22 protein-coding genes and 3 tRNA genes are annotated in these 26,081 nt (G+C 70.3%); 17 read left to right on the top strand and 8 right to left on the bottom strand.

The window, feature by feature from the left end; all coding sequences use genetic code 11:
• The first annotated feature begins 35 nt into the window (after positions 1-35).
• The 5 genes from ACH4U8_RS03930 to cimA all read left to right on the top strand — a co-directional run bounded on the left by ACH4U8_RS03930 (position 36) and on the right by cimA (position 8,137).
• Positions 36-428: a hypothetical protein gene (locus tag ACH4U8_RS03930; RefSeq protein ID WP_360310721.1), complete on the top strand. Its 393-nt coding sequence runs from the start codon at positions 36-38 to the stop codon at positions 426-428.
• 196 nt (positions 429-624) lie between these two features.
• Positions 625-2,214, top strand: a complete 1,590-nt coding sequence (gene serA / locus ACH4U8_RS03925; RefSeq protein WP_360310719.1) for a phosphoglycerate dehydrogenase — start codon at positions 625-627, stop codon at positions 2,212-2,214.
• A 1,569-nt stretch (positions 2,215-3,783) separates the two neighbouring features.
• Positions 3,784-4,827 (top strand): 3-isopropylmalate dehydrogenase, encoded by a 1,044-nt coding sequence (locus tag ACH4U8_RS03920; protein ID WP_360310717.1) that lies wholly within the window; start codon positions 3,784-3,786, stop codon positions 4,825-4,827.
• Between the two features lie 245 nt (positions 4,828-5,072).
• Positions 5,073-6,200, top strand: coding sequence for a branched-chain amino acid aminotransferase (locus ACH4U8_RS03915; protein ID WP_360310715.1), 1,128 nt, complete (start codon positions 5,073-5,075; stop codon positions 6,198-6,200).
• 308 nt (positions 6,201-6,508) lie between these two features.
• Positions 6,509-8,137 (top strand): citramalate synthase, encoded by a 1,629-nt coding sequence (cimA, locus tag ACH4U8_RS03910; RefSeq protein ID WP_360310713.1) that lies wholly within the window; start codon positions 6,509-6,511, stop codon positions 8,135-8,137.
• Positions 8,138-8,155: 18 nt separating this feature from the next.
• Here the strand turns inward: cimA and ACH4U8_RS03905 are convergent, their stop codons facing one another.
• From ACH4U8_RS03905 to ACH4U8_RS03885, 5 genes are all read right to left on the bottom strand, one after another.
• Entirely contained in the window at positions 8,156-8,617 is a 462-nt protein-coding gene (locus tag ACH4U8_RS03905) for a hypothetical protein (protein WP_379991077.1), read from the bottom strand.
• 309 nt (positions 8,618-8,926) lie between these two features.
• Positions 8,927-9,517, bottom strand: coding sequence for an ATP/GTP-binding protein (locus ACH4U8_RS03900; RefSeq protein ID WP_161364843.1), 591 nt, complete (start codon positions 9,515-9,517; stop codon positions 8,927-8,929).
• Positions 9,498-9,977, bottom strand: a complete 480-nt coding sequence (locus ACH4U8_RS03895) for a DUF742 domain-containing protein (RefSeq protein ID WP_379991078.1) — start codon at positions 9,975-9,977, stop codon at positions 9,498-9,500. The genes ACH4U8_RS03900 and ACH4U8_RS03895 overlap by 20 nt, the downstream gene beginning before the upstream one ends.
• Positions 9,869-10,297 carry a roadblock/LC7 domain-containing protein gene (locus ACH4U8_RS03890; protein WP_020553297.1) on the bottom strand — a complete coding sequence of 143 codons (429 nt, stop codon included), beginning with the start codon at positions 10,295-10,297 and terminating at the stop codon, positions 9,869-9,871. Before ACH4U8_RS03890 ends, ACH4U8_RS03895 begins: the two co-directional genes overlap by 109 nt.
• The gene (locus tag ACH4U8_RS03885) at positions 10,294-14,214 is read right to left on the bottom strand and encodes a nitrate- and nitrite sensing domain-containing protein (RefSeq protein WP_395775749.1); all 3,921 of its coding nucleotides are present in this window, start codon (positions 14,212-14,214) and stop codon (positions 10,294-10,296) included. Before ACH4U8_RS03885 ends, ACH4U8_RS03890 begins: the two co-directional genes overlap by 4 nt.
• 717 nt (positions 14,215-14,931) lie before the next feature.
• On the opposite strand from ACH4U8_RS03885, the gene ACH4U8_RS03880 reads away from it, so the two are divergent.
• The 5 genes from ACH4U8_RS03880 to ACH4U8_RS03860 all read left to right on the top strand — a co-directional run bounded on the left by ACH4U8_RS03880 (position 14,932) and on the right by ACH4U8_RS03860 (position 16,508).
• On the top strand, positions 14,932-15,117 hold the full coding sequence (locus ACH4U8_RS03880) for a hypothetical protein (RefSeq protein ID WP_360310707.1): 186 nt from the start codon (positions 14,932-14,934) through the stop codon (positions 15,115-15,117).
• An 84-nt stretch (positions 15,118-15,201) separates the two neighbouring features.
• Positions 15,202-16,002, top strand: a complete 801-nt coding sequence (locus ACH4U8_RS03875) for a fumarylacetoacetate hydrolase family protein (protein ID WP_360310705.1) — start codon at positions 15,202-15,204, stop codon at positions 16,000-16,002.
• Between the two features lie 184 nt (positions 16,003-16,186).
• Positions 16,187-16,258 (top strand) — tRNA-Gln (locus ACH4U8_RS03870).
• Positions 16,259-16,309: 51 nt separating this feature from the next.
• A tRNA-Glu gene (locus tag ACH4U8_RS03865) sits at positions 16,310-16,385 on the top strand.
• 50 nt (positions 16,386-16,435) lie between these two features.
• Positions 16,436-16,508 (top strand) — tRNA-Glu (locus ACH4U8_RS03860).
• A 156-nt stretch (positions 16,509-16,664) separates the two neighbouring features.
• Here the strand turns inward: ACH4U8_RS03860 and ACH4U8_RS03855 are convergent.
• Entirely contained in the window at positions 16,665-17,390 is a 726-nt protein-coding gene (locus tag ACH4U8_RS03855; protein WP_026218813.1) for an IclR family transcriptional regulator, read from the bottom strand.
• A gap of 217 nt (positions 17,391-17,607) precedes the next feature.
• On the opposite strand from ACH4U8_RS03855, the gene leuC reads away from it, so the two are divergent.
• From leuC to ACH4U8_RS03835, 4 genes are all read left to right on the top strand, one after another.
• Positions 17,608-19,020 carry a 3-isopropylmalate dehydratase large subunit gene (gene leuC / locus ACH4U8_RS03850; protein ID WP_360310703.1) on the top strand — a complete coding sequence of 471 codons (1,413 nt, stop codon included), beginning with the start codon at positions 17,608-17,610 and terminating at the stop codon, positions 19,018-19,020.
• Positions 19,021-19,023: 3 nt separating this feature from the next.
• On the top strand, positions 19,024-19,620 hold the full coding sequence (leuD, locus tag ACH4U8_RS03845) for a 3-isopropylmalate dehydratase small subunit (RefSeq protein ID WP_395775748.1): 597 nt from the start codon (positions 19,024-19,026) through the stop codon (positions 19,618-19,620).
• Between the two features lie 143 nt (positions 19,621-19,763).
• Positions 19,764-20,024 carry a hypothetical protein gene (locus tag ACH4U8_RS03840; RefSeq protein WP_379992908.1) on the top strand — a complete coding sequence of 87 codons (261 nt, stop codon included), beginning with the start codon at positions 19,764-19,766 and terminating at the stop codon, positions 20,022-20,024.
• A 116-nt stretch (positions 20,025-20,140) separates the two neighbouring features.
• Positions 20,141-20,947, top strand: a complete 807-nt coding sequence (locus ACH4U8_RS03835; RefSeq protein ID WP_395775747.1) for an HU family DNA-binding protein — start codon at positions 20,141-20,143, stop codon at positions 20,945-20,947.
• 130 nt (positions 20,948-21,077) lie between these two features.
• Here the strand turns inward: ACH4U8_RS03835 and ACH4U8_RS03830 are convergent, their stop codons facing one another.
• Together ACH4U8_RS03830 and cofC are read right to left on the bottom strand one after the other, a co-directional pair.
• The gene (locus tag ACH4U8_RS03830) at positions 21,078-21,290 is read right to left on the bottom strand and encodes a hypothetical protein (protein WP_395775746.1); all 213 of its coding nucleotides are present in this window, start codon (positions 21,288-21,290) and stop codon (positions 21,078-21,080) included.
• A gap of 47 nt (positions 21,291-21,337) precedes the next feature.
• Entirely contained in the window at positions 21,338-22,057 is a 720-nt protein-coding gene (gene cofC / locus ACH4U8_RS03825) for a 2-phospho-L-lactate guanylyltransferase (RefSeq protein WP_360310695.1), read from the bottom strand.
• A 253-nt stretch (positions 22,058-22,310) separates the two neighbouring features.
• Here cofC and ACH4U8_RS03820 point away from each other — a divergent pair, with 253 nt between their 5' ends.
• The 3 genes from ACH4U8_RS03820 (at position 22,311) to ACH4U8_RS03810 (ending at position 25,636) form a co-directional block, all read left to right on the top strand.
• Positions 22,311-23,231 carry a lysophospholipid acyltransferase family protein gene (locus ACH4U8_RS03820; RefSeq protein WP_395775745.1) on the top strand — a complete coding sequence of 307 codons (921 nt, stop codon included), beginning with the start codon at positions 22,311-22,313 and terminating at the stop codon, positions 23,229-23,231.
• On the top strand, positions 23,228-24,223 hold the full coding sequence (locus ACH4U8_RS03815) for an NAD(P)H-dependent glycerol-3-phosphate dehydrogenase (protein ID WP_360310691.1): 996 nt from the start codon (positions 23,228-23,230) through the stop codon (positions 24,221-24,223). Before ACH4U8_RS03820 ends, ACH4U8_RS03815 begins: the two co-directional genes overlap by 4 nt.
• Positions 24,224-24,493: 270 nt before the next feature.
• Entirely contained in the window at positions 24,494-25,636 is a 1,143-nt protein-coding gene (locus ACH4U8_RS03810) for a D-alanine--D-alanine ligase family protein (protein WP_395775744.1), read from the top strand.
• Positions 25,637-26,081: the final 445 nt, after the last annotated feature.

Raw genomic sequence — 26,081 nt, 5'->3', positions numbered from 1 at the left:
TTGACTGACGACCAGGAGCGTGGGGGAGGAGACCGGTGCTCGATCTCAACATGGCGTCGACTTCGGGGGCGGACGACGCGGCGACGGTTGCCATGCTGATGGCAAGCGCGCCGAGTCGACCGGGGGCGACGTTGGCCGTCGGTCGCGACGCGACCCGCTGCCATCTCGTGACGCCGGCCGATTGGTTGTTCGTTTCCCGGGTGCACCTGGAATTCCAGTGCGGCGCCGACGCGGTGTGGTGGGTGACCTGGCGACGCGGTTCGCAGGACGCGCCGGTGGCCGAGGTGCAGGTGGACGACGGGGAAGCGCGCACGTTGCCCTACGGGGGTACCGCGCCGTTGCCCAGTCCCGGCTCGGGTGAGGTGGTCATCCTCGACCTGAACGGGCAGCGGCGGGTCACCATCGGGTGGTTCCTGGCCGCCGACTGATCGGGGCATGCGTTCCGGGTGTTCGACCGGGTGGATCTGACGATGGGTCAGGTATTGACCTGCGGGTTGGGAGTCCACACATCGGACATCTGTGAAGTCCTTCACAAGGGCGGCGGTAGGATCGGCCACGCGTCAGGCCACCCCGTCGTGCGTCTTCCACGCGGCCACCCGTCATCGCAGCACGCGAAGGAAAACCGTGAGCAAGCCCGTCGTTCTCATCGCCGAAGAGCTGTCCCCGGCCACCGTCGATGCCCTCGGACCCGATTTCGAGATCCGTCACTGCGATGGTGCGAACCGCGGTGAGTTGCTGTCCGCGATCGCCGACGTCGACGCCATCCTGATCCGCAGCGCGACCAAGGTGGACGCCGAGGCGATCGCCGCGGCCGGCCGCCTCAAGGTGGTCGCGCGCGCCGGCGTGGGGCTGGACAACGTCGACGTCCCCGCCGCCACCAAGGCCGGCGTGATGGTCGTCAACGCGCCGACCTCGAACATCGTCACCGCCGCCGAACTCGCCTGCGGCCTGCTCATCTCGGTCGCGCGCAACATCCCGCAGGGCAGCGCCGCGCTCAAGAACGGCGAGTGGAAGCGCAGCAAGTACACCGGCGTCGAGCTCTCCGAGAAGACCCTCGGCGTGGTCGGCCTGGGCCGGATCGGCGTCCTGGTCGCGCAGCGCATGTCCGCGTTCGGGATGAACATCGTGGCCTACGACCCCTACGTGCAGCCCGCCCGCGCCGCGCAGATGGGCGTGCGGCTGCTCACCCTGGACGAGGTGCTGGAGCAGTCCGACTTCATCACCGTGCACCTGCCGAAGACCCCGGAGACGCTGGGTCTGATCGGCGACGAGGCGCTGCGCAAGGTCAAGCCGACGGTGCGCATCGTCAACGCCGCGCGCGGCGGGATCGTCGACGAGGTCGCGCTCGCGTCCGCGCTCAAGGAGGGCCGGGTCGCCGGCGCCGGCCTGGACGTGTTCTCGAAGGAGCCGTGCACGGACAGCCCGCTGTTCGAGTTCGACAACGTGGTGGCCACGCCGCACCTGGGCGCGAGCACCGACGAGGCGCAGGAGAAGGCCGGCGTCGCGGTGGCCAAGTCGGTGCGGCTCGCGCTGGCCGGCGAACTGGTGCCGGACGCGGTCAACGTGCAGGGCGGCGTGATCGCCGAGGACGTGCGTCCGGGCCTGCCGCTGGCCGAGAAGCTGGGTCGGATCTTCACCGCCCTCGCGGGCGGCGTCGCGGTTCGACTGGACGTCGAGGTGCGTGGCGAGATCACCCAGCACGACGTCAAGGTGCTCGAGCTCGCGGCGCTCAAGGGCGTGTTCGCGGACGTCGTGGAGGAGTCGGTCTCCTACGTGAACGCTCCGCTGCTGGCCCAGGAGCGCGGCGTGGAGATCCGGCTGACCACGAGCTCGGAAAGCCCGGACCACCGCAACCTGGTCACCGTGCGCGGCACGCTCGCCGACGGCGGCGAGATCTCGGTCTCCGGCACGCTCGCCGGGCCCAAGAACATCGAGAAGATCGTCGAGGTGGACGGCTTCGACGTGGACCTGGTGCTCACCGCGCACATGGTCTTCCTGCGGTACGCGGACAAGCCGGGCGTGGTCGGCGTGATCGGCCGCCACCTCGGCGAGGCGGGCGTCAACATCGCCGGCATGCAGGTGGCCCGCGCCGCCAAGGGCGGCGAGGCGCTGGTCGGCCTCACGGTCGACACGACGGTGGAGCCGCAGATTTTGAACGCCATCGCGGAGGAGATCGGCGCGGCGTTCGTGCGCTCGGTGAACTTGGAGGACTGAGGGCTGGGTCGCGGGTGCGGCCGGCGGGGTGGGCCGGCCTGGGTCGTGGGACCCGGTTGGCCGGGATGTGAGCGGGGCCGGCCGGGTCGGGCTGGGTTGTGGGCCGGCGGACCCGGCCGGCTAGGGGGAACTGCCGGCTGTTCGGCGGGCCGGCGGCGAATCGCGGGCGGGGCGGGGCGTGACGGGGTTGGGGGCGGGCAACCCCGGACCAGGTTGTGGGGCCGGTGGGCGTAGTCGGCCGAGGTGTGAGCGGGGCGGGTTGGTGGACCCCGGACTCCGGTCGTGGGCGGGGCTCGACGTCTGGGCCGGGGGTGTGAGCGCAGCGGGCCGAGGAGCCCGGGATGCGGGCCGAACACCACATCCGGTCCGGGGTCGTGAGCGGAGCGGGCCGGAAGGCGCCGGTCGTGGGCTGAACCCCGCACCTGGGCCGGGGGTGTGAGCGCAGCGGGCCGAGGAGCCCGGGACGTGAGCTGGACTTCAAGCCTGAGCCTGGGTCGTGAGCGGAGCGAGCGGGTGGGCGTCGGTCGCGAGGTGAACGCCGCAACCGGGCCCGGGTCGTGAGCGGAGCGGGCGGGTGGGCGTCGGTCGGCGATGCAGCGCTGCTTCTATTGGGCGCCTTCGGCGCCGGCTCGCGAGGCACCACTTTTTTGTTCCGTCGCGGGCTCCTCCACAAAAAAGTGGCCCCTCGCTCGTGACTTCGTGTCCCTTCGCTTCGCTACGGGGCACGAAGTCTTTGTTTTGCGGCTCCGCCGCTCTCCGCGCTGCGCGCGTCGATCGCGCGGCTCACCCATCTCGGGGGCGCTGACGCGCCGGGGTGGGCGGTCTTGGTGGGAGGCCGGGGTCGGGGGTGTTGCGGGGGTGGGGCCTCGGTCGTGGGGCTTCCGCTTGTCGTTGCAGCGCTACTGGGGGTAGCGGCGCACGGTGGGCGCGGTGGCCGACTGTGTTGCTTGTGTTTGTGTCGCCCGTCGATTGCCTCATGGAGCTCGGGCTGTTGGGGCGGGGGCGTGTCGTCTCACAGTGTGAGATGTCTTGCGTGGCGTCGTGGGTGCCTGTGTCGTGTCTTGGGCGGTGGTTCGTTGTGGGGCCGTGTCGTCGAATTGCCGCGCCGTGCCTGCTACGTGCGGTGGAGCCCTTTGTGGCCCGTGGATCCCGTGTCGTGGGGGTGCTCCCGTGCGCGTCGTGCGGGGACGCGCCGGGGGTGGTTGGTCTCAGATAGTAGGAACTCCGAGTAAATTGCAGACAGCGATGTCATGCGTCGCCTAACGTGAAAGAAGACGGTCCCTTCCGTACCCGGAAATCCCCGTACGGCAGGAAATTTCAGCACGCCCACAAGGCCCCTGCACGTGTCCGTCGCACGCTGTGTAGACCCCCGCCTTGTGAAGGAAGTGCAACCATGGACGAAACCGCGCGCCGTAACGCCGCTCGTGCCCTTCAGCGTGCCCTCGATCGGCGTGACAACGGGGGCAGCCCGGCCGACGAGGAGCGCTGACGGGCTCCGATTCGCACCACTGCGTCCCATCATCCGGACTGGATATGTCAGCCCCTGGGACGGAAGGTAAGGTCCAGCGCATGTCTCGCAGCATTCGTCTCGCAGTGGTTCCCGGTGACGGCATCGGCCAGGAAGTGGTCGCGGAGGGTCTGAAGGTCCTCGGCGCCGTGCTTCCTCCCGACGTCAAGATCGAGACCACCGAGTACGACCTCGGTGCCCGCCTGTACCACCGCACCGGAGAGACGCTGCCCGACAGCGTGCTCGACGAGCTGCGCGGTCAGGACGCGATCCTGCTCGGCGCCATCGGCGACCCGAGTGTGCCCTCGGGGGTGCTGGAGCGCGGCCTGCTGCTCAAGCTCCGCTTCGCGTTCGATCACCACGTCAACCTGCGTCCGGCCAAGCTCGCGCCGGGCGTGGTCTCGCCGCTGGGCGCGGACGCGCAGATCGACTTCGTGGTGGTCCGCGAGGGCACCGAAGGCCCGTACACCGGCAACGGCGGCACGCTGCGCACCGGCACCGAGCACGAGGTGGCCACCGAGGTCAGCGTCAACACCGCGTTCGGCATCGAGCGGGTCGTGCGGGACGCGTTCGCCCGCGCCCAGGCCCGGCCGCGCAAGAAGCTGACCCTGGTGCACAAGAACAACGTGCTGGTGTACGCGGGTCACCTGTGGACCCGGGTGTTCGACGCGGTCGCGGCCGAGTTCCCCGACGTCACCACCGACTACCTGCACGTCGACGCGGCGACCATCTTCATGGTCACCCAGCCCGAGCGCTTCGACGTGATCGTCACCGACAACCTGTTCGGCGACATCATCACCGACCTCGCCGCCGCCATCGCGGGCGGCATCGGCCTCGCGGCCAGCGGCAACATCAACCCGTCCCGCGAGTTCCCGTCCATGTTCGAGCCGGTGCACGGCTCGGCGCCGGACATCGCCGGCCAGGGCAAGGCCGACCCCACCGCCACCGTGCTCTCGGTCGCGATGCTCCTGGAGCACCTGGGCCTGACCGCGGAGGCCCGTCGGGTCGAGGCGGCGGTCTACGCCGACCTCGCCGAGCGCGGCACCCTCGGCACGCGCGGGACGTCGCAGATCGGCGACGCCCTCGCGGCCCGAGTAGCCGGCTGATTCGCCGGCACCATCACGTTCGTCGACCGGGACCGTCGACGCGTGCCCCCTGCCCGACCGGCGAATCGGTCGTCGGGCAGGACGGGGGCCGCGCCTGTCGGGATCCCGGTCGACTGCGTTAACGTCTCACCGGGTGGAACGCGAGTGCGGTTCCCGGGAACACTTCCAGTACGTCTACGTGCCGGAAGCCGGGTTCCAACAGCACCCAGCTCCGCCATACTCCACGGTGAAGGACGAGAACAGCCATGACGACTGCCGCCCCGCAGGAGCCCTCCCTCCAGGCTTCCCTGACGATCGACCTCAAGCCCACCGCACATCCGCTGAGCGACGCCGAGCGCGCCACACGCCTGGAGAGCCCCGGCTTCGGCCGCGTGTTCACCGAGCACATGGTCGGCATCAAGTGGAGTGCGGGGCGCGGCTGGTACGACGCGCAGCTCACCCCGTACGCATCCCTCGACATCGACCCCGCGAACATGACGCTGCACTACGCGCAGTCGATCTTCGAGGGTCTCAAGGCGTACCGCCGCCCCGACGGCAGCGTGGCCACTTTCCGGCCGTACGCGAACGCCGCGCGCTTCCAGAACTCCGCCCGCCGGCTCGCCATGCCCGAGCTGCCGCAGGACCTCTTCGTGGCCGCGGTGGACGCGCTGATCCGCCAGGACGCCGCGTGGGTGCCCAGCGCGCCCGAGGAGAGCCTGTACATCCGGCCGTTCATGTTCGCCACCGAGGTCGGCCTCGGCGTGCGGCCCGCGAACGAATTCCTGTTCCTGGTGATCGCGTCGCCGGCCGGCCCCTACTTCGCGGGCGGCGTGCGGCCGGTCTCGGTGTGGTTGTCCCAGGAGTACGTGCGCGCGGTGCCCGGCGGCACCGGCGAGGCCAAGTGCGCCGGCAACTACGCGGCATCGCTGGTCGCCCAGGCCCAGGCCATCGAGCAGGGCTGCGACCAGGTGGTCTGGCTGGACGCGATCGAGCGTCGCTGGATCGAGGAGATGGGTGGCATGAACCTGTACTTCGTGTACGGGGAGGGCAAGGACGCGCGGATCGTCACGCCGCGCCTGACCGGCTCGCTGCTGCCCGGCATCACCCGCGATTCGCTGCTCCAGCTCGCGGCGGACCGCGGCTACGCCACCGAGGAGGCGCTGATCTCGGTCGACGACTGGCGCGAGGGCAACGCGAACGGCACCCTCACCGAGGTCTTCGCGTGCGGCACCGCCGCGGTGATCACCCCCGTCGGCTCGGTCAAGTCCAGCAGCGCGAACTGGACCGTCGGCTCCGGCGAGGCCGGCCCGATCACGATGGAGCTGCGCAAGGCGTTGGTCGACATCCAGACCGGCCGCGCCGCGGACGCGCACGGCTGGACGCACACGATCTGAGCCGGGTCTCGCGCGGGGCGGCCGTGCCCACGGCCCAGCCGCCCCGCCGACGACCATCGCCCACATAGTGAGACCCCGGGCCCGACCCACAGGCACCTGTGCCAGACTCCGGAGCATGCAGCAGTGGCTCATTATTAGCCGCAGCGTGCCGGTAACGGGTTGATCCCCCCACCAGGGGTGCACCATCGCCCACCGCCCGCACGCAGACCTCTCGCGACCGCGAGGGGTCTTTTTGTTTGCCGCCCCACCCCGGCGGTGAGCGTGCGCGTGGGCCCGTCATGTCTTGATCGAAGGGAGAACCGAGGCCAATGCACCCCACGACCACCGACCCGAGCGCCTTCCACGTCTTCGACACCACCCTCCGGGACGGTTCACAGCGCGAGGGCATCAACCTGACGGTGTCCGACAAGCTCACCGTGGCCCGCCACCTGGACGACTTCGGCGTCGGCTTCATCGAGGGCGGCTGGCCCGGCGCGGTACCGCGCGATACCGAGTTCTTCCGCCGGGCCAAGGAGGAACTGCAACTGGGACACGCCGTCCTGGTCGCGTTCGGCTCGACCCGCAAGGCGGGCACCACGGCCGCCGCGGATCCCCAGGTCCAGGCGCTGCTCGACGCCGAGGCGCCGGTCGTGTGCCTGGTGGCCAAGTCGCACGACAAGCACGTCTCGCTCGCGCTGCGCACCACGCTGGACGAGAACCTGGAGATGGTCCGGGACACCGTCGCCCACCTGCGGGCGCAGGGCCGTCGGGTGTTCGTCGACTGCGAGCACTTCTTCGACGGCTACCGGGCCAACCCCGAGTACGCCCTGAGCGTGGTCGCCGCCGCGCACGACGCGGGTGCCGAGGTGGTCGTGTTGTGCGACACCAACGGCGGGATGTTGCCCAGCGGCGTCCGCGAGATCGTCGCCGCCGTGCACGCCGGCACCGGGGCCCGGCTGGGCATCCACGCGCAGGACGACACCGGCTGCGCGGTGGCCAACACCATCGCGGCCGTCGAGGGCGGCGCCACGCACGTCCAGTGCACCGCCAACGGCTACGGCGAACGGGTGGGCAACGCGAACCTGTTCCAGGTGGTGGGCAACCTCGAACTCAAGAAGGACATGCGCGTGTTGCCCGAGGGCAAACTGCGCGAGATGACCCGGATCTCGCATGCGATCGCCGAGGTGGTCAACCTGGCCCCCTCCACCCACCTGCCCTACGTGGGGGTGTCCGCGTTCGCGCACAAGGCCGGACTGCACGCGTCCGCGATCAAGGTCGACCCCGACCTGTACCAGCACATCGATCCGGCGCTGGTCGGCAACGACATGCGGATGCTGATCTCGGACATGGCCGGGCGTGCCTCGATCGAGCTCAAGGGCAAGGAACTGGGCTACGACCTCTCCGACGACAAGGACCTGGTCGGCCGGGTGGTCAACCAGGTCAAGGTGCGCGAGGCCGCCGGTTACACGTACGAGGCCGCGGACGCGTCCTTCGAACTGCTGCTGCGGGACGAGAGCCTGGGCCGGGCACGGTTCTTCACGCTGGAGTCGTGGCGCGCGATCAGCGAACAGCGCGGCGACGGCGTGCCGGTCAACGAGGCCACCGTGAAGCTCTTCGCCAAGGGCGAGCGGATCGTGGCGACCGGCGAGGGCAACGGCCCGGTCAACGCGCTCGACCGCGCGCTGCGGCTGGCCCTGGAACGCATCTACCCGCAACTCGCGGCGTTCGAGCTGCTGGACTACAAGGTGCGGCTGCTGGAGGGCCGACACGGGACGGACGCGATCACGCGGGTGCTGGTGGAGACCACCGACGGCAAGCAGGAGTGGAGCACCGTCGGGGTCGCGGAGAACGTGATCGCGGCGTCGTGGCAGGCCCTGGAGGACGCGTACACCTACGGTCTGCTCAAGGCGGGCCTGACCCCCGGTGCCCCGGACACCGAGGGATCGGACCACGCGTAGCTCGTAAGTGATGAACCGTCAGGGGCGGCCGGGGCGGAACGATCGCCACCCGTCGCCCCACGGTTCGTCCCAGCCCGCCGGCAGCGGCGACAGGGACCCCGGCGGGGGCGACGGCAGCGCGGGTGGAGCGGGCGTCGCGGCCCGCGGTTGCAGCGGCGCGGGGGGAGCGGGCGCCGGGGCGGGCGGACGCACGGGTGCGGAGGCCAGCGGACTGGCCGCGGTCATCGGGTTGGGCGGCAGCAGCGGTTCGCTCTCTTCGAGACGTGCCAACTCGCGTCCGACGGCGAAACGTTCGAGCCGCCCTCGGACCTCTTCCGGTTCCCGCGACACGGATAGTTCCCGGTCGAGGTCGAACTCCTCGGCCGCCGCGCCCGGCAGCAGGTTGGCCTGCGGGGGCCTTCGCGGCAGCCCCGACTCGGTCGTGCCGTCGACCATCGGAAGGCGGGCCGCTTGCGCCGCGCGCCTGCTGTTGTCGTCCACCGAACCCCACCTCGGTTCGTTGTTGGGCCTGCGCCTCAAAACGTTCTGATATCAATTGGGCAACAGATGGCTATGGAATGACCTTAGCAATGTGCGGCTCGAGGCGGGCACTCGGCCGGGCATGTCGCCGAGTCCTGTCACACGTTTGTCGAATTTCTCGAACGCCCTTGGGAATCCCGCCACTCGGGCTTCGCGACCACAACACCTCAGGCGAACCCCGCAATGGGATTCGCCTGAGATGAAGTGGTGCGCAATACGAAAAAACAGGTGCGAACGGTTACCGAAGACCGGTGCGAGCGAGCCCGAAGGTCAGCGCAGGCGGGCCATCAGTGCGTGCTCGACCAGCGTGATCAGGGTCGACTTGGCCGATTCGCGGCGCCGTGCGTCACAGCTCACGATCGGGGTGTCGGGCCCTATCTGCAATGCCTCGCGGACATCCTCCGCGTGGTGGGTCTGCAATCCGTCGAAGCAGTTCAACGCGACGATGAACGGCAGCCCGCTGTTCTCGAAGTAGTCGATCGCGGGGAAGCAATCGGCGAGTCGGCGCGTGTCCACCAGAACCACGGCGCCGATCGCGCCGCGGACCAGGTCGTCCCACATGAACCAGAATCGGTGCTGACCCGGCGTACCGAAGAGGTACAGGATCAGATCCTCGTCCAGCGTGATGCGACCGAAGTCCATCGCGACCGTCGTCGTCTGCTTGTCCGGCGTCGCCGACAGGTCGTCGACACCGGCGCTGGCGGACGTCATGACCGCTTCGGTACGCAGCGGAGCGATCTCCGAGACGGCACCGACGAGCGTGGTCTTGCCCACGCCGAATCCGCCGGCGACGACGATTTTCGCCGACGTGGTGGAGGACCTGGCGGGAGCCGGGCCCGGGCTAGAGCTTGCGAAGTCCACTGAGCACCCTTTCGAGCAGCGTGACGTCCGGCTGCCCCTGGTCGTTCCCGGGCTGGTGAATGACCACCAGCCCGGCTTCGGCGAGGTCCGCGACGAGTACGCGGGCGACGCCGAGCGGGATGGTGAGCAGAGCCGAGATCTCGGCTACCGACTTGACCTCCCGACACAGCGCACAGATGCGCTGGTGCTCGGGCAACAGGCCGGGTGGGTTGGCCACCTGAGGTGTAGTGGTGACCAGGGCCTCCAGCGCGAGCTGATAGCGAGGCCGGGTGCGACCACCGGTCATGGCGTACGGGCGGACCAGGGTCTCGTGAAACTCCTGGTCCCCGTGATCGGACATATCCGGAGGTGTCATCGCGGCAGTGCACCTTGGAGTTCGGCGCGCAAGGCCGGCGTGAGCACGGCGCCCGCGCGATCGACGAGCAGGGCCATCTCGTAGCCGATCAGGCCGATGTCGCACTCCGGCGACGCCAGCACGGCCAACGAGGAGCCGTCCGAAATCGACATGATAAAGAGGAAACCCCGTTCCATTTCCACGACCGTCTGGGTCACGTGCCCGCCCTCGAAGATACGGGACGCACCCTGGGTCAGGCTGGTCAAACCCGATGCGACGGCGGCGAGCTGATCCGCCCGGTCGCGAGGGAAGCCCTCGGACAGGGCGAGCAGCAGGCCGTCCGCGGAGACCACGACCGTGTGCGACACCCCGGGGGTGTTGTCCACGAAGTTCGTGATCAGCCAGTTCAGGTTCTGCGCGGCCTGGCTCAACGACTTCTCAGTCATGCCTGCTCCTGGTTGTTCTCGTCACGAGGCCGAGGGGCGGATCCCCCGGACCCGGCGGTGCGACCCTGCTGGATGCCCCGGCGGAAGTTGGTCAGTCGCCCGCGAACCTCGTCGGGCGACCGGGACAGGCCCGGAGCGCCCGGCGTGGGCCGGCCCGACTGCTCCTGACGGGTGCCGGGTGCGGCAGGACCCGCACCCGGGTGGCCCGGGGCCTGAGCCCCGCCGGACTGCTCGACGCCGCCCGGCACCAGGTTGGCGCGGGGCACACGGCGAGGCAGGCCCGCTCCGGTGGTGCCACCCGAGGACGGCTCGCGAGCGGCCTCCGCCGCGCGCCAACCGTCGTCACCGGCCGAGTACCAGCCGGACTGCTGACCCTGGGGGCCGACGGCGGGTGCGACCGCGGGGGACTGCTCGACAATCTCGTCCGGTTCCGTCGGCGTCCCGAACATGTCGGTGGCGGGCTGTTGACGCCCTCCACCGAAGGCCGGGGCCTGCTCGACCGGTGCCGGTGCCTGCGGCGGGTTGGTCGCCATCGGCACCCGACGGTCCAGGTTGCCGAGCGGACTCGCCTCGGCCTCCTGCTCCGGCGCGGCCTGCTCCCCGCCTCGCGGCGTGGAACGGACCTGCGCGGCTCGCATCCGGCCGCCACGGTTGCCCTGGCGGTGGAACCAGTCGGATTCGAGCGTGTCGAAGATCGGCAGCCTACCGTCGTCGCCGGTGCTCGGCGGCGCACTCATGTCCAACTCGGACGGAGCGGGCAGTTGTTCGGCGCTTTCCGGCACACCCACCGGCGCGAAGGGCGAGCCCTCCGAGCGGCCGGGTCCCACCGGTGCGAACGGCGAGGCCGCCGGCCGCACATCGCCCTGCGGACCGCGTACCTGCTCGGCCCGGGTGTGCTCGTCCTGTTCCTGCCGCGGGGGCTCGGGGCGAGCCTGCGGGGCGAGACCGCGCAGTACCGGCAGCGAGTCCCCGGTCGAGGGCAGGTCGCCGTCGAGGGGAGTGCGACCGCGCTGCGGCAGTTCCTCCCGACGGGTCAGTTCCTCGCGGCGCGGCGTCTCGTAGCCGGTCGGCACCTCGGCCGGCGGCGCAACGGGCTCCAGCGGCTGCGGTGCCACCGGGGTGAGCTCGTCGTATTCGGTGCCCCACGGAGCGAGCGCACGCTCGTCCTGCCGGGGCGCGAGCTCCGCACCCGGGCGGCCGAACGGCTGCGCGGGCTGCTCGTAGCCGCCCCGGTCGATCTCGGTCCCGGGCTGCGGCTCGTCGGCGTACGGTGAACCGAACGGCGACGCGAACTGCGAGGTGTCACCCCCGCGTCCGGACTCCTCCAGGGGCTGCGGCGGGGCCGGGAACGAACCGGTGTCCTGCCCGTACCGCGGCTGCAACGACTCGGCCTCGTGGCCGTCGTCGCCGGTGCCGAACATCGGCGCCGAGGGCGCGGCGGGGAAGACTCCGGCGCGCGGGTCGTCCGCGTGCGTCCGGTGCTGCGGCGGCTGCGGCAGTACCGGCGCGAACGGGTTGTCCTCCCGACCCGGCGTGGCCGGCGGCGGCGAACTCGGCGCACGGTGCGCACCCGTGCTGGTGACGCCCGGTTCGCTCGCGAACGGGTTCACCGTGCCCGGGTAGGGCGTGTCCGTCCCGACCGAGCCGTCCTGGAAGGACGGGGCCGCGAAGGACTGCGTGCTGCCGTACGAAGGCTCCTGCTGAACCGGAGGCTGCGCGGGCCGGCCGTCGGTGTTGCGGTTGTTGCGGGTGTCGGGAGCGTTGTTCGGCTGCGGGGCCTGGTTGACCGGCTGGGCCGGTGCCTCGGCGCCCCGCTGCGGCAGTTCGCGTCGCCGGTTGCGCTCCTCGGCCCGGCTGCCCACCCGGGGTCCGGGCAGGGCCTGGGCGACCGGCGCGGCGGCGGGCAGTTCCTCGGTCCAGCCGGAGACGGCCGCCGCGGTCTTGTCGCCGCCCTTGCTCCAGCCGTCGCCACCACCGGGGCGGTCGCCCTGGATGAGTTCGATCGGGAGCATGACCAGCGCGGTGGTACCGCCACCCTCGCCCGGCCGGAGCTGGACGCGGATGCCGTGCCGGGTGGCCAGTCGGCCGACCACGAACAGACCCATGCGGCGCGAGATGGACACGTCCACCACCGGCGGGCGGGCCAGCCGCTGGTTGGCGTCGGCGAGGTCGTCGCCGGTGAGCCCGATGCCGTTGTCGTGGATCTCGATCAGCGCGCGGCCGTCGGGGAGGATGTGGCCGGTGACGCGCACCTTGGTGTGCGGGCTGGAGAAGGTGGTCGAGTTCTCCAGCAACTCGGCGAGCAGGTGCACGAGGTCGTTGACCGCGCGGCCGGCGATGTCGGTGGTGGGCAGTGCGCCCAACTCGACTCGCTCGTACTGCTCCACCTCGGAGGCCGCGGCGCGCAGCACGTCGACCAGCGGGACCGGTCGGGTCCAGCGGCGGCCGGGCTCTTCACCCGCGAGCACCAGGAGGTTCTCACCGTTGCGGCGCATACGCGTCGCGAGGTGGTCGAGCTTGAACAGGTTGGCGAGCTGGTCCGGGTCCGCCTCGCGGTTCTCCAGGTCGGAGATGAGCGCGAGCTGACGCTGGATCAGGCTCTGGCTGCGGCGCGAGAGGTTGACGAACATCGCGTTGACGTTGCCTCGGAGCAGGGCCTGCTCGGCGGCGAGTCGCACGGCCTCGGCGTGCACCGCGTCGAACGCGCGGGCCACCTGACCGATCTCGTCCCGGGACAACACGCCGATCGGCTCGATGGCCAGATCCACGTCGCCGGGATCGGACTCGGAGAGCCGGCGCACCGTCTCGGGCAGTCGCTCCTCGGCGACCTCCAGGGCGGAGCGGCGCAGCGTGTTCAGCGAGCGCACCAGCGACCGCGCCACGATCACACCGAGCAGGATGGTGATCAACAGCGCGCCGACGACGAGGATCGTGTTGATCAACGCGTCGGTACGGGCTTCGTCCCGCAGGTCCTTCGCGGTGGCGGTCAGCTTGAGCCCGAGTTGGGCCTCGACCTGACCGAGCGCGCTGATCTTGTCGGTGGACAGCGTCCACCACTCCTGCGTGGTGAAGTCGTTCGCGTTCTCCAGCCGGGCCAGGCCGTTCGGCTTGTTGTTGGAGGCCAGCGCGGCGTTGACCATGCTCTTGAAGAGCTGGAACCGCTCCTCGACCGCGGTGATCTTGTCCCGGCTGACGCTGGCCTTGTAGACCGTGCTCCAGTCGGAGGGCGCGACGCTGGTGAAGCCGCGAATCGCGTTCTGCTCGGCTTCGTTGAGCCGGGCGAGCGTCTCGCTCGCCTCCAGCGGGATCTCGTTCGGCTTGAGGCCGTACGCGATCACCGCGGCGCGCTGCGAGGACGCGTACGCCTTCGACTCACCGAACGAACCCAGTGCGCGGGCGCCCTGGATCAGGTCGGGGTCGCGGGTGACCTCGGGCGCCTCCTGGTTGATCTGCAGGAGCTGCAGAATCATCTTGTTGTAGGCGTCGACCGTGCTGCGGGTGCTCGTGCGGAAGGCGTCCTGACGGGTTCGGTTGAGCTCCGTCAGAGAGTGGCCGATGTCCTTGAGCGTGGCACCGAGCACCGGCATCGAATCGGTGTTCATCTTCGCGACGGTCGCGTTGTAGACGGTGACCTGGTCGTCGGTGGTCTTCTTGGCCTTGTTGACCTCGGCCGTCAGATCCGACGAGGGAGCCACACTCGCCTGCGCGAGCAGGTCGCGTTCCTGCTCCAGCCACGTGGCCAGCGTCGAGGCCTGATCGATGATGGCGGCGGCCTTTTGCACCGTGTCCATCTCGCGGGTCTTGTCGATCGACGACTGGATACGCAGGCCACCGAGCAAAGCGGCGACCACGACCGGGAGCAGGAGCAGCGCGGTGATCCGGGTACGGATGCGCCAGTTCCTGATCGAGAACAGCAACTTGAACCGGGACGGTGCCGCCCCGGTGGGCCGGGCTGCCCCGGCGCCGGCTAGGGAGTCCCCGACGGGGTCGGAGGTCTCGTTGGCGTCCTGGGGTCCGCTGGCTTGCTGCGGGGCTCGCACCTCCGGCGTGGAAGGGCCGGCCGTGGCCGGGGCCCCTGCGGAGTCGTGCTGCTTCTTCCGACGTCCCTGCACTAGCGTCGCAACCTCTTGTGACCAGTCGTTAGACCCGCCGGTAAGGCGAGGCTCGTGTGCGTAAATCCGCTGGATTCGCGTTCTTCCCAGGGCACCTCGGCCGCGTTCGCGCGCCGAGATGAAGGAACTCCGCTTGTTGGGAACCACCCCCGTGGTCGCAGGCATTTCAGCACAGCCACGGGGCCGCAACAAGATAGCGGGGTCCGGACATAGAACCATTGCAACCGGTCTTGGCGGTTAACCCGCTTCGTGGGGTAAACAACCGGTATTAAGGGACGAGCGAGGGCAAAATGCCACACGTTTGTCGAGGTTCCGAGGAGGTGAAAATCACATATTGATGTCCCGGTTCGAACACCTGGTGTAAACCGTGATGTGCAGTCGGTGATCGAGGCCGGCGGGTGACCCGTGACCACCCCTGACGTAACCACGGGTAATCTTGAAGGACAAGGCTGCACCCTGCATGCAGTTGTTGACGGTGCCCCGCATGCGGCACGAGGCGAGAAAGAGCGAGAACCGGGAATCGTGGACAACATCAGCACGCACCGCGCCAGCACGGCCAATCCCAGGCGTACCCAACTGGACGTGGTCCTGCCCCGCCAGCGCGTGGCCGAGGCGGCGGTGGGGACGTCGGTGATCGCCGAGGTGCGGACCGCGAACCCCAGGCGCACCAACCTGATGGACGTCCCGCCGGCGGACGCGCGCGGCTGACCCCGCACCACCCACCGAGGCGCTCCGCGCCCGCGTAGCCTTGGGCACGTCTCGTACGTGTCTCTTCGGCAAGGGTGACCCATCTTGCGCATTGCCAGGTTCTCCACCGACGACTCCGTCTCCTTCGGGGTGGTGACCGGCGACGCCGACCGACCCGAGTCGCTGGTGGTGCACGCCCTCGCCGGCCACCCGTTCGGCGAACTGCGGCCCACCGGCGCCCAGCACGCGTTGTCCTCGGTCCGTCTGCTCGCGCCCGTACTGCCGAGCAAGGTGGTCGCGATCGGCAAGAACTACGCCGCGCACGCCGCCGAGATGGGCTCGGCCGTCCCCGACGTGCCGATCACCTTCCTCAAGCCGTCCACGTCGGTGATCGGGCACGGCGACGGCATCGCCTACCCGCAGATCTCCGACGACGTGCACCACGAGGCCGAACTGGCCGTGGTGATCGGCCGGATGTGCCGGGACGTGCCGGCCGAGCGGGCGGCCGAGGTGATCTTCGGCTACACCTGCGCCAACGACGTGACCGCGCGCGACCTGCAGCGCGCCGAGGGCCAGTGGGGCCGGGCCAAGGGCATGGACACCTTCTGCCCGCTGGGCCCGTGGGTGGAGACCGACATCACCCTGGCCCAGATCGACGAGGGTGAGGGCCTGACCGTGGCCTGCACCGTCAATGGCGAGGTGCGCCAGGCCGGCAGCACGGGACAGATGATCCGCACCGTCACCGAGTTGATCGTGCACGTCACCCAGGCGATGACCCTGCTGCCCGGCGACGTGCTGCTGACCGGCACCCCGGCGGGCGTCGGTCCACTGCACGTGGGCGACCGGGTCTCGGTCACCGTCGGTGGCGTCGGCACCCTGACCAATACCGTGATCAAGCGCGGCTGAACCCGGCGCGCGGGGGCAATCATGGGCGGGACATCCCACTTGTGACGGTTCGAACGAGGGTCCGGTAACCCGTTTTGGTCACGCGCGCCTCATCGGGTAAAGTTCTTCTCGTGCCGCCCCGCAAGGGACCGGCGCGGAGCGAAGTCCTCGCAAAAGCCCCCGGGTGCGGCGAAGGACCGAGCAATGGGGTATGGGGTAATTGGCAGCCCGACGGTTTCTGGTTCCGTTAGTCTAGGTTCGAGTCCTGGTACCCCAGCTGCATCGTCTCCGGACGATGTCGCTGGAAGAAGTTCATGATTGATGATCTGGCCCCGTTGTGTAGTGGCCTAGCACGTCGCCCTCTCAAGGCGGTAGCGCGGGTTCGAATCCCGTCGGGGCTACCAGATCAGCCGTTCGCCGCTTCCCTGGCACGCGGCATCACACAGCAATACGAGGCCCCGTTGTGTAGTGGCCTAGCACGTCGCCCTCTCAAGGCGGTAGCGCGGGTTCGAATCCCGTCGGGGCTACCTCGAAGAAGAAGACCTCTCGCAGTCGCGGGAGGTCTTCCTCGTTTTCCGGGACGCAGGCGCCGGACACCGGTGCAGGGCCTGCCGGTTCGGGTCTCGATCGTGGTACGTGGTGCGGTTCCCCGGACGCCGCCGGGCGCCCGGGGAGCGGGGCGGTCAGACCTCCACCTGTGCCCGGCGCAGTGCGTCGGACAACTTGGCGGCGGCCTCCATGACGGCCTGCGCGTGCAGGCGGCCGGGGTGCCGGGTCAGTCGCTCGATCGGGCCGGAGACGGACACGGCGGCCACCACGCGGTTGCTCGGACCGCGTACGGCGGCCGAGACCGACGCGACGCCCGGCTCGCGCTCGCCGATGCTCTGCGCCCAGCCGCGGCGGCGCACGCCGGAGAGCGTGGTCGCGGTGAATCGCGCGCCCTGCAGGCCGCGGTGCAGCCGCTCGGGTTCCTCCCAGGCGAGCAGGCACTGGGCGGCCGAACCGGCCTTCATCGGCAGCGTGCTGCCCACCGGGACGGTGTCGCGCAGGCCGGAGAGTCGCTCGGCTGCGGCCACGCACACGCGCATGTCGCCCTGGCGCCGGTAGAGCTGCGCGCTCTCGCCGGTGATGTCGCGCATGTGCGCGAGCACCGGGTGCGCGGCGGCCAGCAGCCGGTCCTCGCCGGCCGCGGCGGCCAGCTCGGCCAGCCGCGGGCCGAGCACGAAGCGCCCCTGCATGTCGCGCGCGACCAGACGGTGGTGTTCCAGGGCCACCGCGAGTCGATGTGCGGTGGGCCGGGCAAGACCGGTTATGGCGACGAGTCCCGCGAGCGTGGCAGGACCGGCTTCGAGCGCGGCCAGCACGACAGCGGCCTTGTCGAGAACGCCGACTCCGCTAGAATTGTCCATGCCTTGATATTGCCGTCTCGGATTACGAGACGCAAGTCCGCGACCGAGGCCGGTGCCGGCACAGTGGCGCAACGCGCCGAACCCGAGCACCGGAAGACAGCCGGGAGCCGTCGGGAGCGGGGACGCGTCAGCGCGTCGACCGCGGATACGGAATCAGCCGCACCCGCGCGACACAGGACATACAGCGCCGGCAATGGCGCCGGCCGGAGGGACAGCGATGGGACGGACACTCGCGGAGAAGGTCTGGGACGCACATGTGGTGCGTCGCGCGGAGGGCGAGCCGGACCTGCTCTACATCGACCTGCACCTGCTGCACGAGGTGACCAGTCCGCAGGCGTTCGACGGCCTGCGGCAGGCCGGTCGGCAGGTTCGTCGGACCGATCTGACGATCGCGACCGAGGACCACAACACGCCGACGCTCGACGTCGACAAACCCATCGCGGACCCGGTTTCGCGCGCCCAGATCGAGACGCTCCGCAAGAACGCCGCCGAGTTCGGGGTCCGGATCCACTCGCTGGGCGACGTCGAGCAGGGCATCGTGCACGTGGTCGGCCCGCAGTTGGGACTGACCCAGCCCGGCATGACGGTGGTCTGCGGCGACAGCCACACCGCCACCCACGGCGCCTTCGGCGCCCTGGCGTTCGGCATCGGCACCAGCCAGGTCGAGCACGTGCTGGCGACCCAGACGTTGCCGATGGCGCCGTTCAAGACGATGGCGGTCACCGTCGAGGGCGACCTGCCCGAGGGCGTGGGCGCCAAGGACCTGATCCTCGCGGTGATCGCGCGGATCGGCACCGGCGGCGGTCAGGGCTACGTCATCGAGTATCGCGGCCAGGCGATCCGGAACCTCTCGATGGAGGGCCGGATGACGGTGTGCAACATGTCGATCGAGGCGGGTGCCCGGGCGGGCATGATCGCGCCCGACGAGACCACGTTCGCGTACCTGAACGGCCGGCCGCACGCCCCGCAGGGCGCCGACTGGGACGCGGCGGTGGAGTACTGGACGGGTCTGGCGACCGAGGCGGACGCGGTGTTCGACAAGGAGGTCGTGATCGACGCGGCCGAACTGTCACCGTTCGTCACGTGGGGTACCAACCCCGGCCAGGGCGCGCCGCTGGGCGAAGCCGTGCCGGACCCGGTCGCGATCGAGGACCCGGTGGAGCGCGCGGCGGCCGAGAAGGCGATCGCGTACATGGGTCTGACGGCGGGCCAGAAGCTGCGCGACATCGCGGTGGACACGGTCTTCGTCGGCTCGTGCACCAACGGTCGGATCGAGGACCTGCGCGAGGTGGCCGACATCGTCAAGGGCCGCAAGGTCGCCGACGGCGTACGCATGCTGGTCGTTCCCGGCTCGGTGCGGGTCTCGCTGCAGGCCGTGTCCGAGGGCCTGGACAAGGTGTTCACCGACTTCGGTGCCGAATGGCGCTACGCGGGCTGCTCGATGTGCCTGGGCATGAACCCCGACCAACTCGCCCCCGGCGAGCGCAGCGCGTCCACCTCCAACCGCAACTTCGAGGGGCGGCAGGGCAAGGGCGGCCGCACCCACCTGGTCTCGCCGCAGGTCGCGGCCGCGACCGCCGTGCTGGGCCACCTGGCCGCACCCGCCGACCTGAGCACCGCAGGAGTCTGAGCGATGGAAGCCTTCACCACCCACACCGGAACGGCCGTCCCGCTGCGCGAGAGCAACGTGGACACCGACCAGATCATCCCCGCGCACTGGCTCAAGAAGGTCACCCGCGACGGCTTCGAGGACGGATTGTTCGAAGCCTGGCGCAAGAACCCGGAGTTCGTACTGAACCGGCCCGAGCGCGCGGGCGCCACCGTGCTGGTGGCCGGCCCCGACTTCGGCACCGGGTCCTCGCGTGAGCACGCGGTGTGGGCCCTGCAGAACTACGGGTTCAAGGCCGTCATCTCGGCCCGGTTCGCGGACATCTTCCGGGGCAACTCGCAAAAGGGCGGTCTGCTGACCGTCGTGCTGCCGCAGGAGACCGTCGAACGCCTGTGGGCGTTGACCGAAGCCGACCCGACCGCCGAGATCACCGTGGATCTGGTGGGCCGTCAGGTGCGCGCGGGCGAGCTCGTCGCCGACTTCGAGATCGACGACTACACGCGTTGGCGGCTGCTCGAAGGGCTGGACGACATCGGTCTGACCCTGCGTCACGAGGAGGATGTCACCTCGTTCGAGGCGACCAGGCCGACCTGGCTGCCGCACACCCAGCCGGTGGGCTGATCGGCAACTCCCTTACGCAGTAGGCAAATCTGCGAGGATCGAACGGCGGGACGCGGTTGCGTCCCGCCGTTCGCATGTTCGGTGTCCGCCCCCGAAGGGCGCCCCGTTGTGCCCATAGCCGGATGAGCTGTCACAATTGCGGTGTGGAGCACCAAGGCCGACACGTGAACGAGTTCGAAGAAGTGGAACTCTTCGCCGAACTGGCCACCCGGTTGAAGGTCGCCCACGCCCGGGTGCGTAGGCTCCGACTACCGAACGAGGCTAAAGTGGCGCTAATACGCCGCTTGTTGGTCATCACCGACGCGGCAAAGCATGATTTGGCGGACGCCTCGCGGCGACTGACCAAGCTCATGGACGAGTTGGACGCGGGGCCCGCGAGTTCGCGGGACACCGCCGAAGCCTGAATCCGTTGCGACACAAGGGTGATTCGCCCGTTCGGTAATTGCTTCGGCACTTTTGGATGCTTAGCGTGCCCAATGCCGGCTGAACTGTCCCGGCATCGGTTTCCGAAGGGGAAGACGTGAACAAGGCGCAGCTCGTCGAGGCGGTCGCTGACCGACTGGGTGGCCGCAAGGCCGCCGCAGAGGCAGTCGATGCCGTCCTCGACACCATCGTTCGTGCGGTCACGGCGGGAGACCGGGTGTCCATCACGGGCTTCGGCTCGTTCGAGAAGGTGGACCGTCCGGCTCGATACGCCCGCAACCCGCAGACCGGTGAGCGGGTGCGCGTCAAGAAGACCTCGGTGCCGCGCTTCCGCGCGGGCCAGGGCTTCAAGGACTACACCAGCGGGACCAAGAAGCTCCCCAAGCCCAACGTGAAGAGCGCGGCCGCCAAGAGCAGCCCGACTCCGCGCGTGGTCGCGACGGACGCCACGGCGCCCGCCGCGAAGGCGACGACCCGCAAGGCGACCGCGGCGAAGAAGGCACCGGCGAAGCCGGCCACCTCGCGCGCCGCGGCGGTCAAGACGCCTGCCGCCACCACCCGCAAGACCGCGGCGGCCGCCAAGACGACGGCGGTTGCCAAGCCCGCCGCCAAGAAGGCGACCAAGGCGCCCGCCACCAAGGCGCCCGCGACCAAGGCCGCGAGCAAGCCGGCCGCGGCGAAGAAGGTCACCGCCAAGGCCGCGACCGGCACCGCCAAGGCCACCACCACCAAGGCCGTCAAGAGCACGCCGGCCGCGGCGAAGGCTCCGGCGACCAAGGCGAAGGCGACCAAGGCCGCGCCGAAGGCCGCGACCGCCAAGCCGGCCGCGGCCAAGCCCGCCGCTGCCGCCAAGGCGCCGGCGACGAAGAAGCCCGCTACCAAGCGCGCGGCCAAGAAGGCCTGACGCGGCGGATTTCCCGAGCCGGCGAACCGCCGGACGACGGCGACGGGCCGGAACCCACACGCGTGGGTTCCGGCCCGTCGCCGTGTCCCGGATCACGGGTCGGTGCGGTCGCCGGGCGCCGGCGTCGAACTCAGCGCAGCGGATCAGGCAACGTGTACAGCGTCACCAGCACCACTCGATCACCCGTTGTGTCCATGGTCATCCGCACCCGTTGGCCGGGCCGCAGGAAGCGCATTCCGCCGGCGTCGAACGCCGCCGCGTCGAAGGGCACGGGAGAGCCGTCGTCGAGCAGCACGACGCCCTCTCGCGAATCGGTCTCGAAGGTGTACACGGTGCCCTGCATGCCCTCATTGTGACGGCTGCCGCGCCGCCCGCCGATCCGACGCGGCGTCAGGAAGCGGCGGCCCGAGGCGAAAACGGCACGGACGGGAGCACCGCGGCGGTGGCCGTGCCGACGCCGAGCGCGATCGCGGCCCGCAGATCCTCGCCGGTATCCACGTCCCGGCGCACCGAATCCACGTCGTAGGGCGTGAGTTCGACCGCTCCCGAGGCCAGGTGCCGAGCCCGCGAGCGACCCTCGAAGCCGGGCGCCAACGACACTCCCGGCGCGGCGGTCAGCAACGTGGTGCCCACCCCCGCCGCGTCCGCCAGGAAGGCCCGCCGCGCGAACGTCGCGGCGGCCAACACCCGATCCAACTCCTCGGCCCGCAAAGCCGGAAGGTCGGCGGACAGCGCGGCCACCCCGGTCCGCGGTCGTGCCGCGCCGGCCGACCGGGCCCCGTGCGCGAGCGCGGCGTTCAGGCCGCCGCCGACGTCGGCCAGTACGTCCGCGCCGAGCGCCCGGATCGCGCCGGCGACCCGGACGTCGTCGGTGACCACGAGCACACCGTGCACGCGCGGGCAGGTCAGCGCCGCCCGCACGGTGTCGAGCGCGAAGGCGAGGGCGAGTTCGGGGCGATGGCCGGGACCGATCGTGCCGGCGAGGCGGCTCTTGGCGATCGACAACGGCTTCACCGGCACCACGAGCCGCCACGCGCGCGTGCCGGAGGGTGCGGTGCGACCGTTTCCGGCGGGCCGGCGCCGATCGGTGGAATCCGTGGCGGGGGACATCGGCAAGATCCTCGCATCCGTACCGTAAGCCCATATCCTCGTCGGTCGACGAGGACGTTTCTCGACAATGCGGAAGGCCCGGGGGAAACTATGGGGTCCGCGTGTACAGAATCGATGTTCCGTCAGAATCGATGTTCCGCGCTTCTCGCGGGGAACGTCGATTGTGTGAGGAGCGACACGGCAGCGGAACTCCACAGCGGGACTTCCGCGTCGACACGCACAGATCTGAAACACATGAACGGGAGGAACGCCGGTGGCCCGCCGAAGGATCGGTTTCTGGTACCGCCTGGCGGTCGTGGTGATCAAGCCCCTGTTGTTGCTGTTCACCAAGCGTGACTGGCGGGGCACCGAGAACATCCCGACGTCGGGCGGGTTCGTCACGGCGGTGAACCACATCTCCTATGTCGACCCGCTGACCTACGCGCACTATCAGTACGACAGCGGCCGGGTGCCGCGCTTCCTGGCGAAATCCGGCCTGTTCAAGATTCCCTTCGTCGGCCGGGTGCTGGCCGGCGCCGGCCAGATCCCGGTCTATCGGGACTCCGCCGATGCCGCGCTCGCGTTCCGCGCGGCGGTGGAGGCGGTCGAGAAGGGCGAGTGCGTCGCGGTCTACCCGGAGGGCACCATCACCCGGGACAAGGACCTGTGGCCGATGCCGGGCAAGACCGGCGCGGCCCGGATCGCGCTGAGCACCGGCGCCCCGGTCATCCCGATCGCCCAGTGGGGCGCACACGAGCTGTTGCCGCCGTACGGCAAGCGCCCGCGCCTGCTGCCGCGCAAGACCATGCACATACTGGCCGGCCCGCCGGTGGACCTGGACGAGTTCCGCGGCCGTGAACTGACCTCCGACGTGTTGCGCGGGGCGACCGATCGCATCATGGAGGCGGTGACCGAATTGTTGGCCGAGCTGCGCGACGAGCCCGCCCCGCCGGACGCCGGCGTGCGTCGGGTGTCCGGCCGCCGGTCGGAGGCCGGGATCGAGCCGGTCGAGCCGGAGCCGGTCGAGCACGACCTGGTCAAGACGGGCTCGGTCGAGAAGAGCCTGGTCGAGCAGGTCGCCCGGCCGGAGCCGAGCCACGCCGAGCCCGCGCGCAAGGACACCGCGAAGGTCGAGACCGAGCACCCGGTGGGCGAGCGCGCCGGGACCGAGCACACCGAGGATGGCCGCGCATGACGCGCTGCGCGGTATTCGGCATGGGTTCCTGGGGCACCGCCTTCTCGATCGTGCTCGCCGAGGCGGGTTGCGACGTGGTGATGTGGGGCCGGCGCCAGGAGATGGCCGACGCGATCAACGTGCGGCACGAGAACGACGAGTACCTGCCCGGGATCGCGCTTCCCGTCGGGATCCAGGCCACCACGGACGCGGCGAAGGCGGCCGAGGGCGCGGAGTTCGTGGTGCTCTCGGTGCCGTCGCAGACGTTGCGCGGCAACCTCACCACGTGGGCGCCGCTGCTCTCCGACGAGGCGATCCTGGTCAGCCTGATGAAGGGCGTCGAACTGGGCACCGCCAACCGGATGAGCGAGGTGATCCGCGAGGTCACCGGCGTGCCCGAGGGCCGGATCGCGGTGGTCAGCGGGCCCAACCTGGCGCCCGAGATCGCCCAGCGCCAGCCCGCCGCGAGCGTGGTGGCGTGCGTCGACGAAGAGGTCGCCCGGCGACTCCAGGCGGCCTGCCACACGTCCTACTTCCGCCCGTACACCAACACCGACGTGGTCGGCGCCGAACTCGGCGGCGCGGTCAAGAACGTGATCGCGCTCGCCGTCGGGATGGCCGACGGCATGGGCATGGGCGACAACACCAAGGCCACGCTGATCACCCGCGGGCTGGCCGAGACCGCCCGACTGGGCGCGGCGATGGGTGCCGACGCGCACACCTTCGCGGGCCTGGCCGGCCTCGGCGACCTGGTGGCCACGTGCACCTCGCCGCTGTCGCGCAACCGCACGTTCGGCGAGAAGATCGGCCGCGGCATGCCGATCGAGGAGGCCGTACGGGACAGCCGACAGATCGCCGAGGGCTTCAAGTCCTGCGAATCCGTGCAACTGCTCGCGCGGCGGTACGGGGTGGAGATGCCGATCACCGACGTGGTCGTCTCGATCATGCACGGGGGGAAGCCGCCGTCGGTCGGCATGGCGCTGCTTTCCCGCTCGGCGAAGCCGGAGCGTTAGGGCGCTGCGCGCGGTGGTGGCCGTGCCGCCGGTGGCCTCAGGCCGTTCTCCTCGCGGGTTCGTCGATCATCGGTCGACGATCGAGTCCGCGGGCGCCGACGCGCCGGGGGAGCGGCCGGGGGCGTCGCGGTGTCCGGCTCGGTCGGTGGTTCGTTCGGTCGCGGCGCGGTCGGATCGGGGCCGAGTGCCGTGTGGATTCGGTGACTTCGATGCCTGTGCCGGGCGGGCCTCGGCGCATTCGAACAGCAGGAGGGATAGGGTCGTCCGACCATGAACGACGTTTCCGCCACCCCCCACCCCAGTTCGCGCCCCCGCGTCGCGGTCGTCTTCGGCGGCCGCAGCTCCGAGCACGCGATCTCCTGCGTCACCGCAGGGAGCGTGTTGGCCGCGATCGACCGCTCCAAGTACGACGTGCTGCCGATCGGCATCGGCACCGACGGGCGTTGGCTGCTCGTCGGTGACGATCCCGAACGGCTGGCGATCCGCGGCGACCGGCTGCCCGCGGTGGCCGATGTCGCGGACTCGTCCGCGGCCGTCATGCTTGCCGCCGACCCCACGTCGCGCGAGATCACCGTGCTCGAACCCGGCGCCATGCCCAAGCTGCTCGGCGAGATCGACGTGGTCTTCCCGCTCCTGCACGGCCCCTACGGCGAGGACGGTACGTTCCAGGGCTTCCTGGAACTTGCCCAGGTCCCGTACGTCGGGTCCGGCGTGCTCGCCAGCGCGGCGAGCATGGACAAGGAATACATGAAGGCCCTGTTCAGCGGGTTCGGCCTGCCGTCGGGCCCGTACGCCACGGTGCGCCCGCGGGAATGGGAGCGCGACCCGGCCGCCGTGCGCGAGGCGGTCTCCTCGCTCGGCTTCCCGGTGTTCGTCAAACCGGCCCGCGCCGGCTCCAGCATGGGCATCACCAAGGTGCACCGGATCGAGGACCTGGACGCGGCGATCGAGGAGGCCCGCCGACACGATCCCAAGGTGATCGTCGAAGGCATGCTGGTCGGGCGGGAGATCGAGTGCGGCGTCCTGGAGTTCGAGGACGGACCGCGCGCGAGCCTGCCGGCCGAGGTCCGGGTCGGCGGGGAGCACGAGTTCTACGACTTCGCCGCGAAGTACCTGCCGGACAACGGCACCCAGTTGGACGTGCCGGCGTCGCTGACCAAGGAGGAGACCGCCGAGGTGCAGCGGCTCGCGGTCGCCGCCTTCGAGGCGCTGTCCTGCGAGGGGCTGGCCCGGGTCGACTTCTTCCTGCTGGAGAACGGCCACTTCGTGATCAACGAGGTCAACACGATGCCGGGCTTCACCCCGGTATCGATGTTCCCGAGCATGTGGCAGGCGACGGGCGTGGACTATGCCGAGCTGGTTGACCGCCTGATTCAGGCAGCGTTGCGACGGCCCAACGCTTTGCTGCGTTAGTTGGGCGGGTTGGTAGGTAGGGGTGGGTCGGGGTTTGGTGAGGCCGGCCCACCCGGGGTTTGAGTGGCTGGGTCGTTGGGCGGGGGCGGTGTTCGGAGCTGGGTCGTGAGTGGAGCGAGGCGGGAAGTCCACGACGCGGGCTCAACCGCATGACCGGGCCTGGGTCGTGAGCGGAGCGGGCGGGGTGGGCGGCTTTCGGCGATGGGGCGTTGCTTTTTATTGGGCGCCTTCGGCGCCGGCTCGCGAGGGGCCACTTTTTGCTCCCCCGCTGACGCTCCTCCGCAAAAAGTGGCCCCTCGCTCGTGACTTCGTGTCCCTGCGCTTCGCTCCGGGGCACGAAGTCTTTGTTTTGCGGCTCCGCCGCTCTCCGCGCTGCGCGCGTCGATCGCGCGGCTTGCCTGTCTCGGGGGCGCTGACGCGCCGGGGGTGTGGCGGGTGGGCGGGG

The sequence above is a fragment of the Embleya sp. NPDC020886 genome, assembly GCF_044333915.1.
GTDB lineage: Bacteria > Actinomycetota > Actinomycetes > Streptomycetales > Streptomycetaceae > Embleya.
Note: the sequence above shows the minus strand (reverse complement) of the source record. Positions and strands in the feature narration are given on the sequence as shown.

Coding starts and splice junctions, on each gene's coding strand:
- ACH4U8_RS03920 (WP_360310717.1), top strand. CDS start 3,784: ATGTCTCGCAGCATTCGTCTCGCAGTGGTTCCCGGTGACGGCATCGGC.
- ACH4U8_RS03915 (WP_360310715.1), top strand. CDS start 5,073: ATGACGACTGCCGCCCCGCAGGAGCCCTCCCTCCAGGCTTCCCTGACG.
- cimA (WP_360310713.1), top strand. CDS start 6,509: ATGCACCCCACGACCACCGACCCGAGCGCCTTCCACGTCTTCGACACC.
- ACH4U8_RS03890 (WP_020553297.1), bottom strand. CDS start 10,297: ATGACTGAGAAGTCGTTGAGCCAGGCCGCGCAGAACCTGAACTGGCTG.
- ACH4U8_RS03855 (WP_026218813.1), bottom strand. CDS start 17,390: ATGGACAATTCTAGCGGAGTCGGCGTTCTCGACAAGGCCGCTGTCGTG.
- leuC (WP_360310703.1), top strand. CDS start 17,608: ATGGGACGGACACTCGCGGAGAAGGTCTGGGACGCACATGTGGTGCGT.
- leuD (WP_395775748.1), top strand. CDS start 19,024: ATGGAAGCCTTCACCACCCACACCGGAACGGCCGTCCCGCTGCGCGAG.
- ACH4U8_RS03830 (WP_395775746.1), bottom strand. CDS start 21,290: ATGCAGGGCACCGTGTACACCTTCGAGACCGATTCGCGAGAGGGCGTC.
- cofC (WP_360310695.1), bottom strand. CDS start 22,057: ATGTCCCCCGCCACGGATTCCACCGATCGGCGCCGGCCCGCCGGAAAC.
- ACH4U8_RS03815 (WP_360310691.1), top strand. CDS start 23,228: ATGACGCGCTGCGCGGTATTCGGCATGGGTTCCTGGGGCACCGCCTTC.
- ACH4U8_RS03810 (WP_395775744.1), top strand. CDS start 24,494: ATGAACGACGTTTCCGCCACCCCCCACCCCAGTTCGCGCCCCCGCGTC.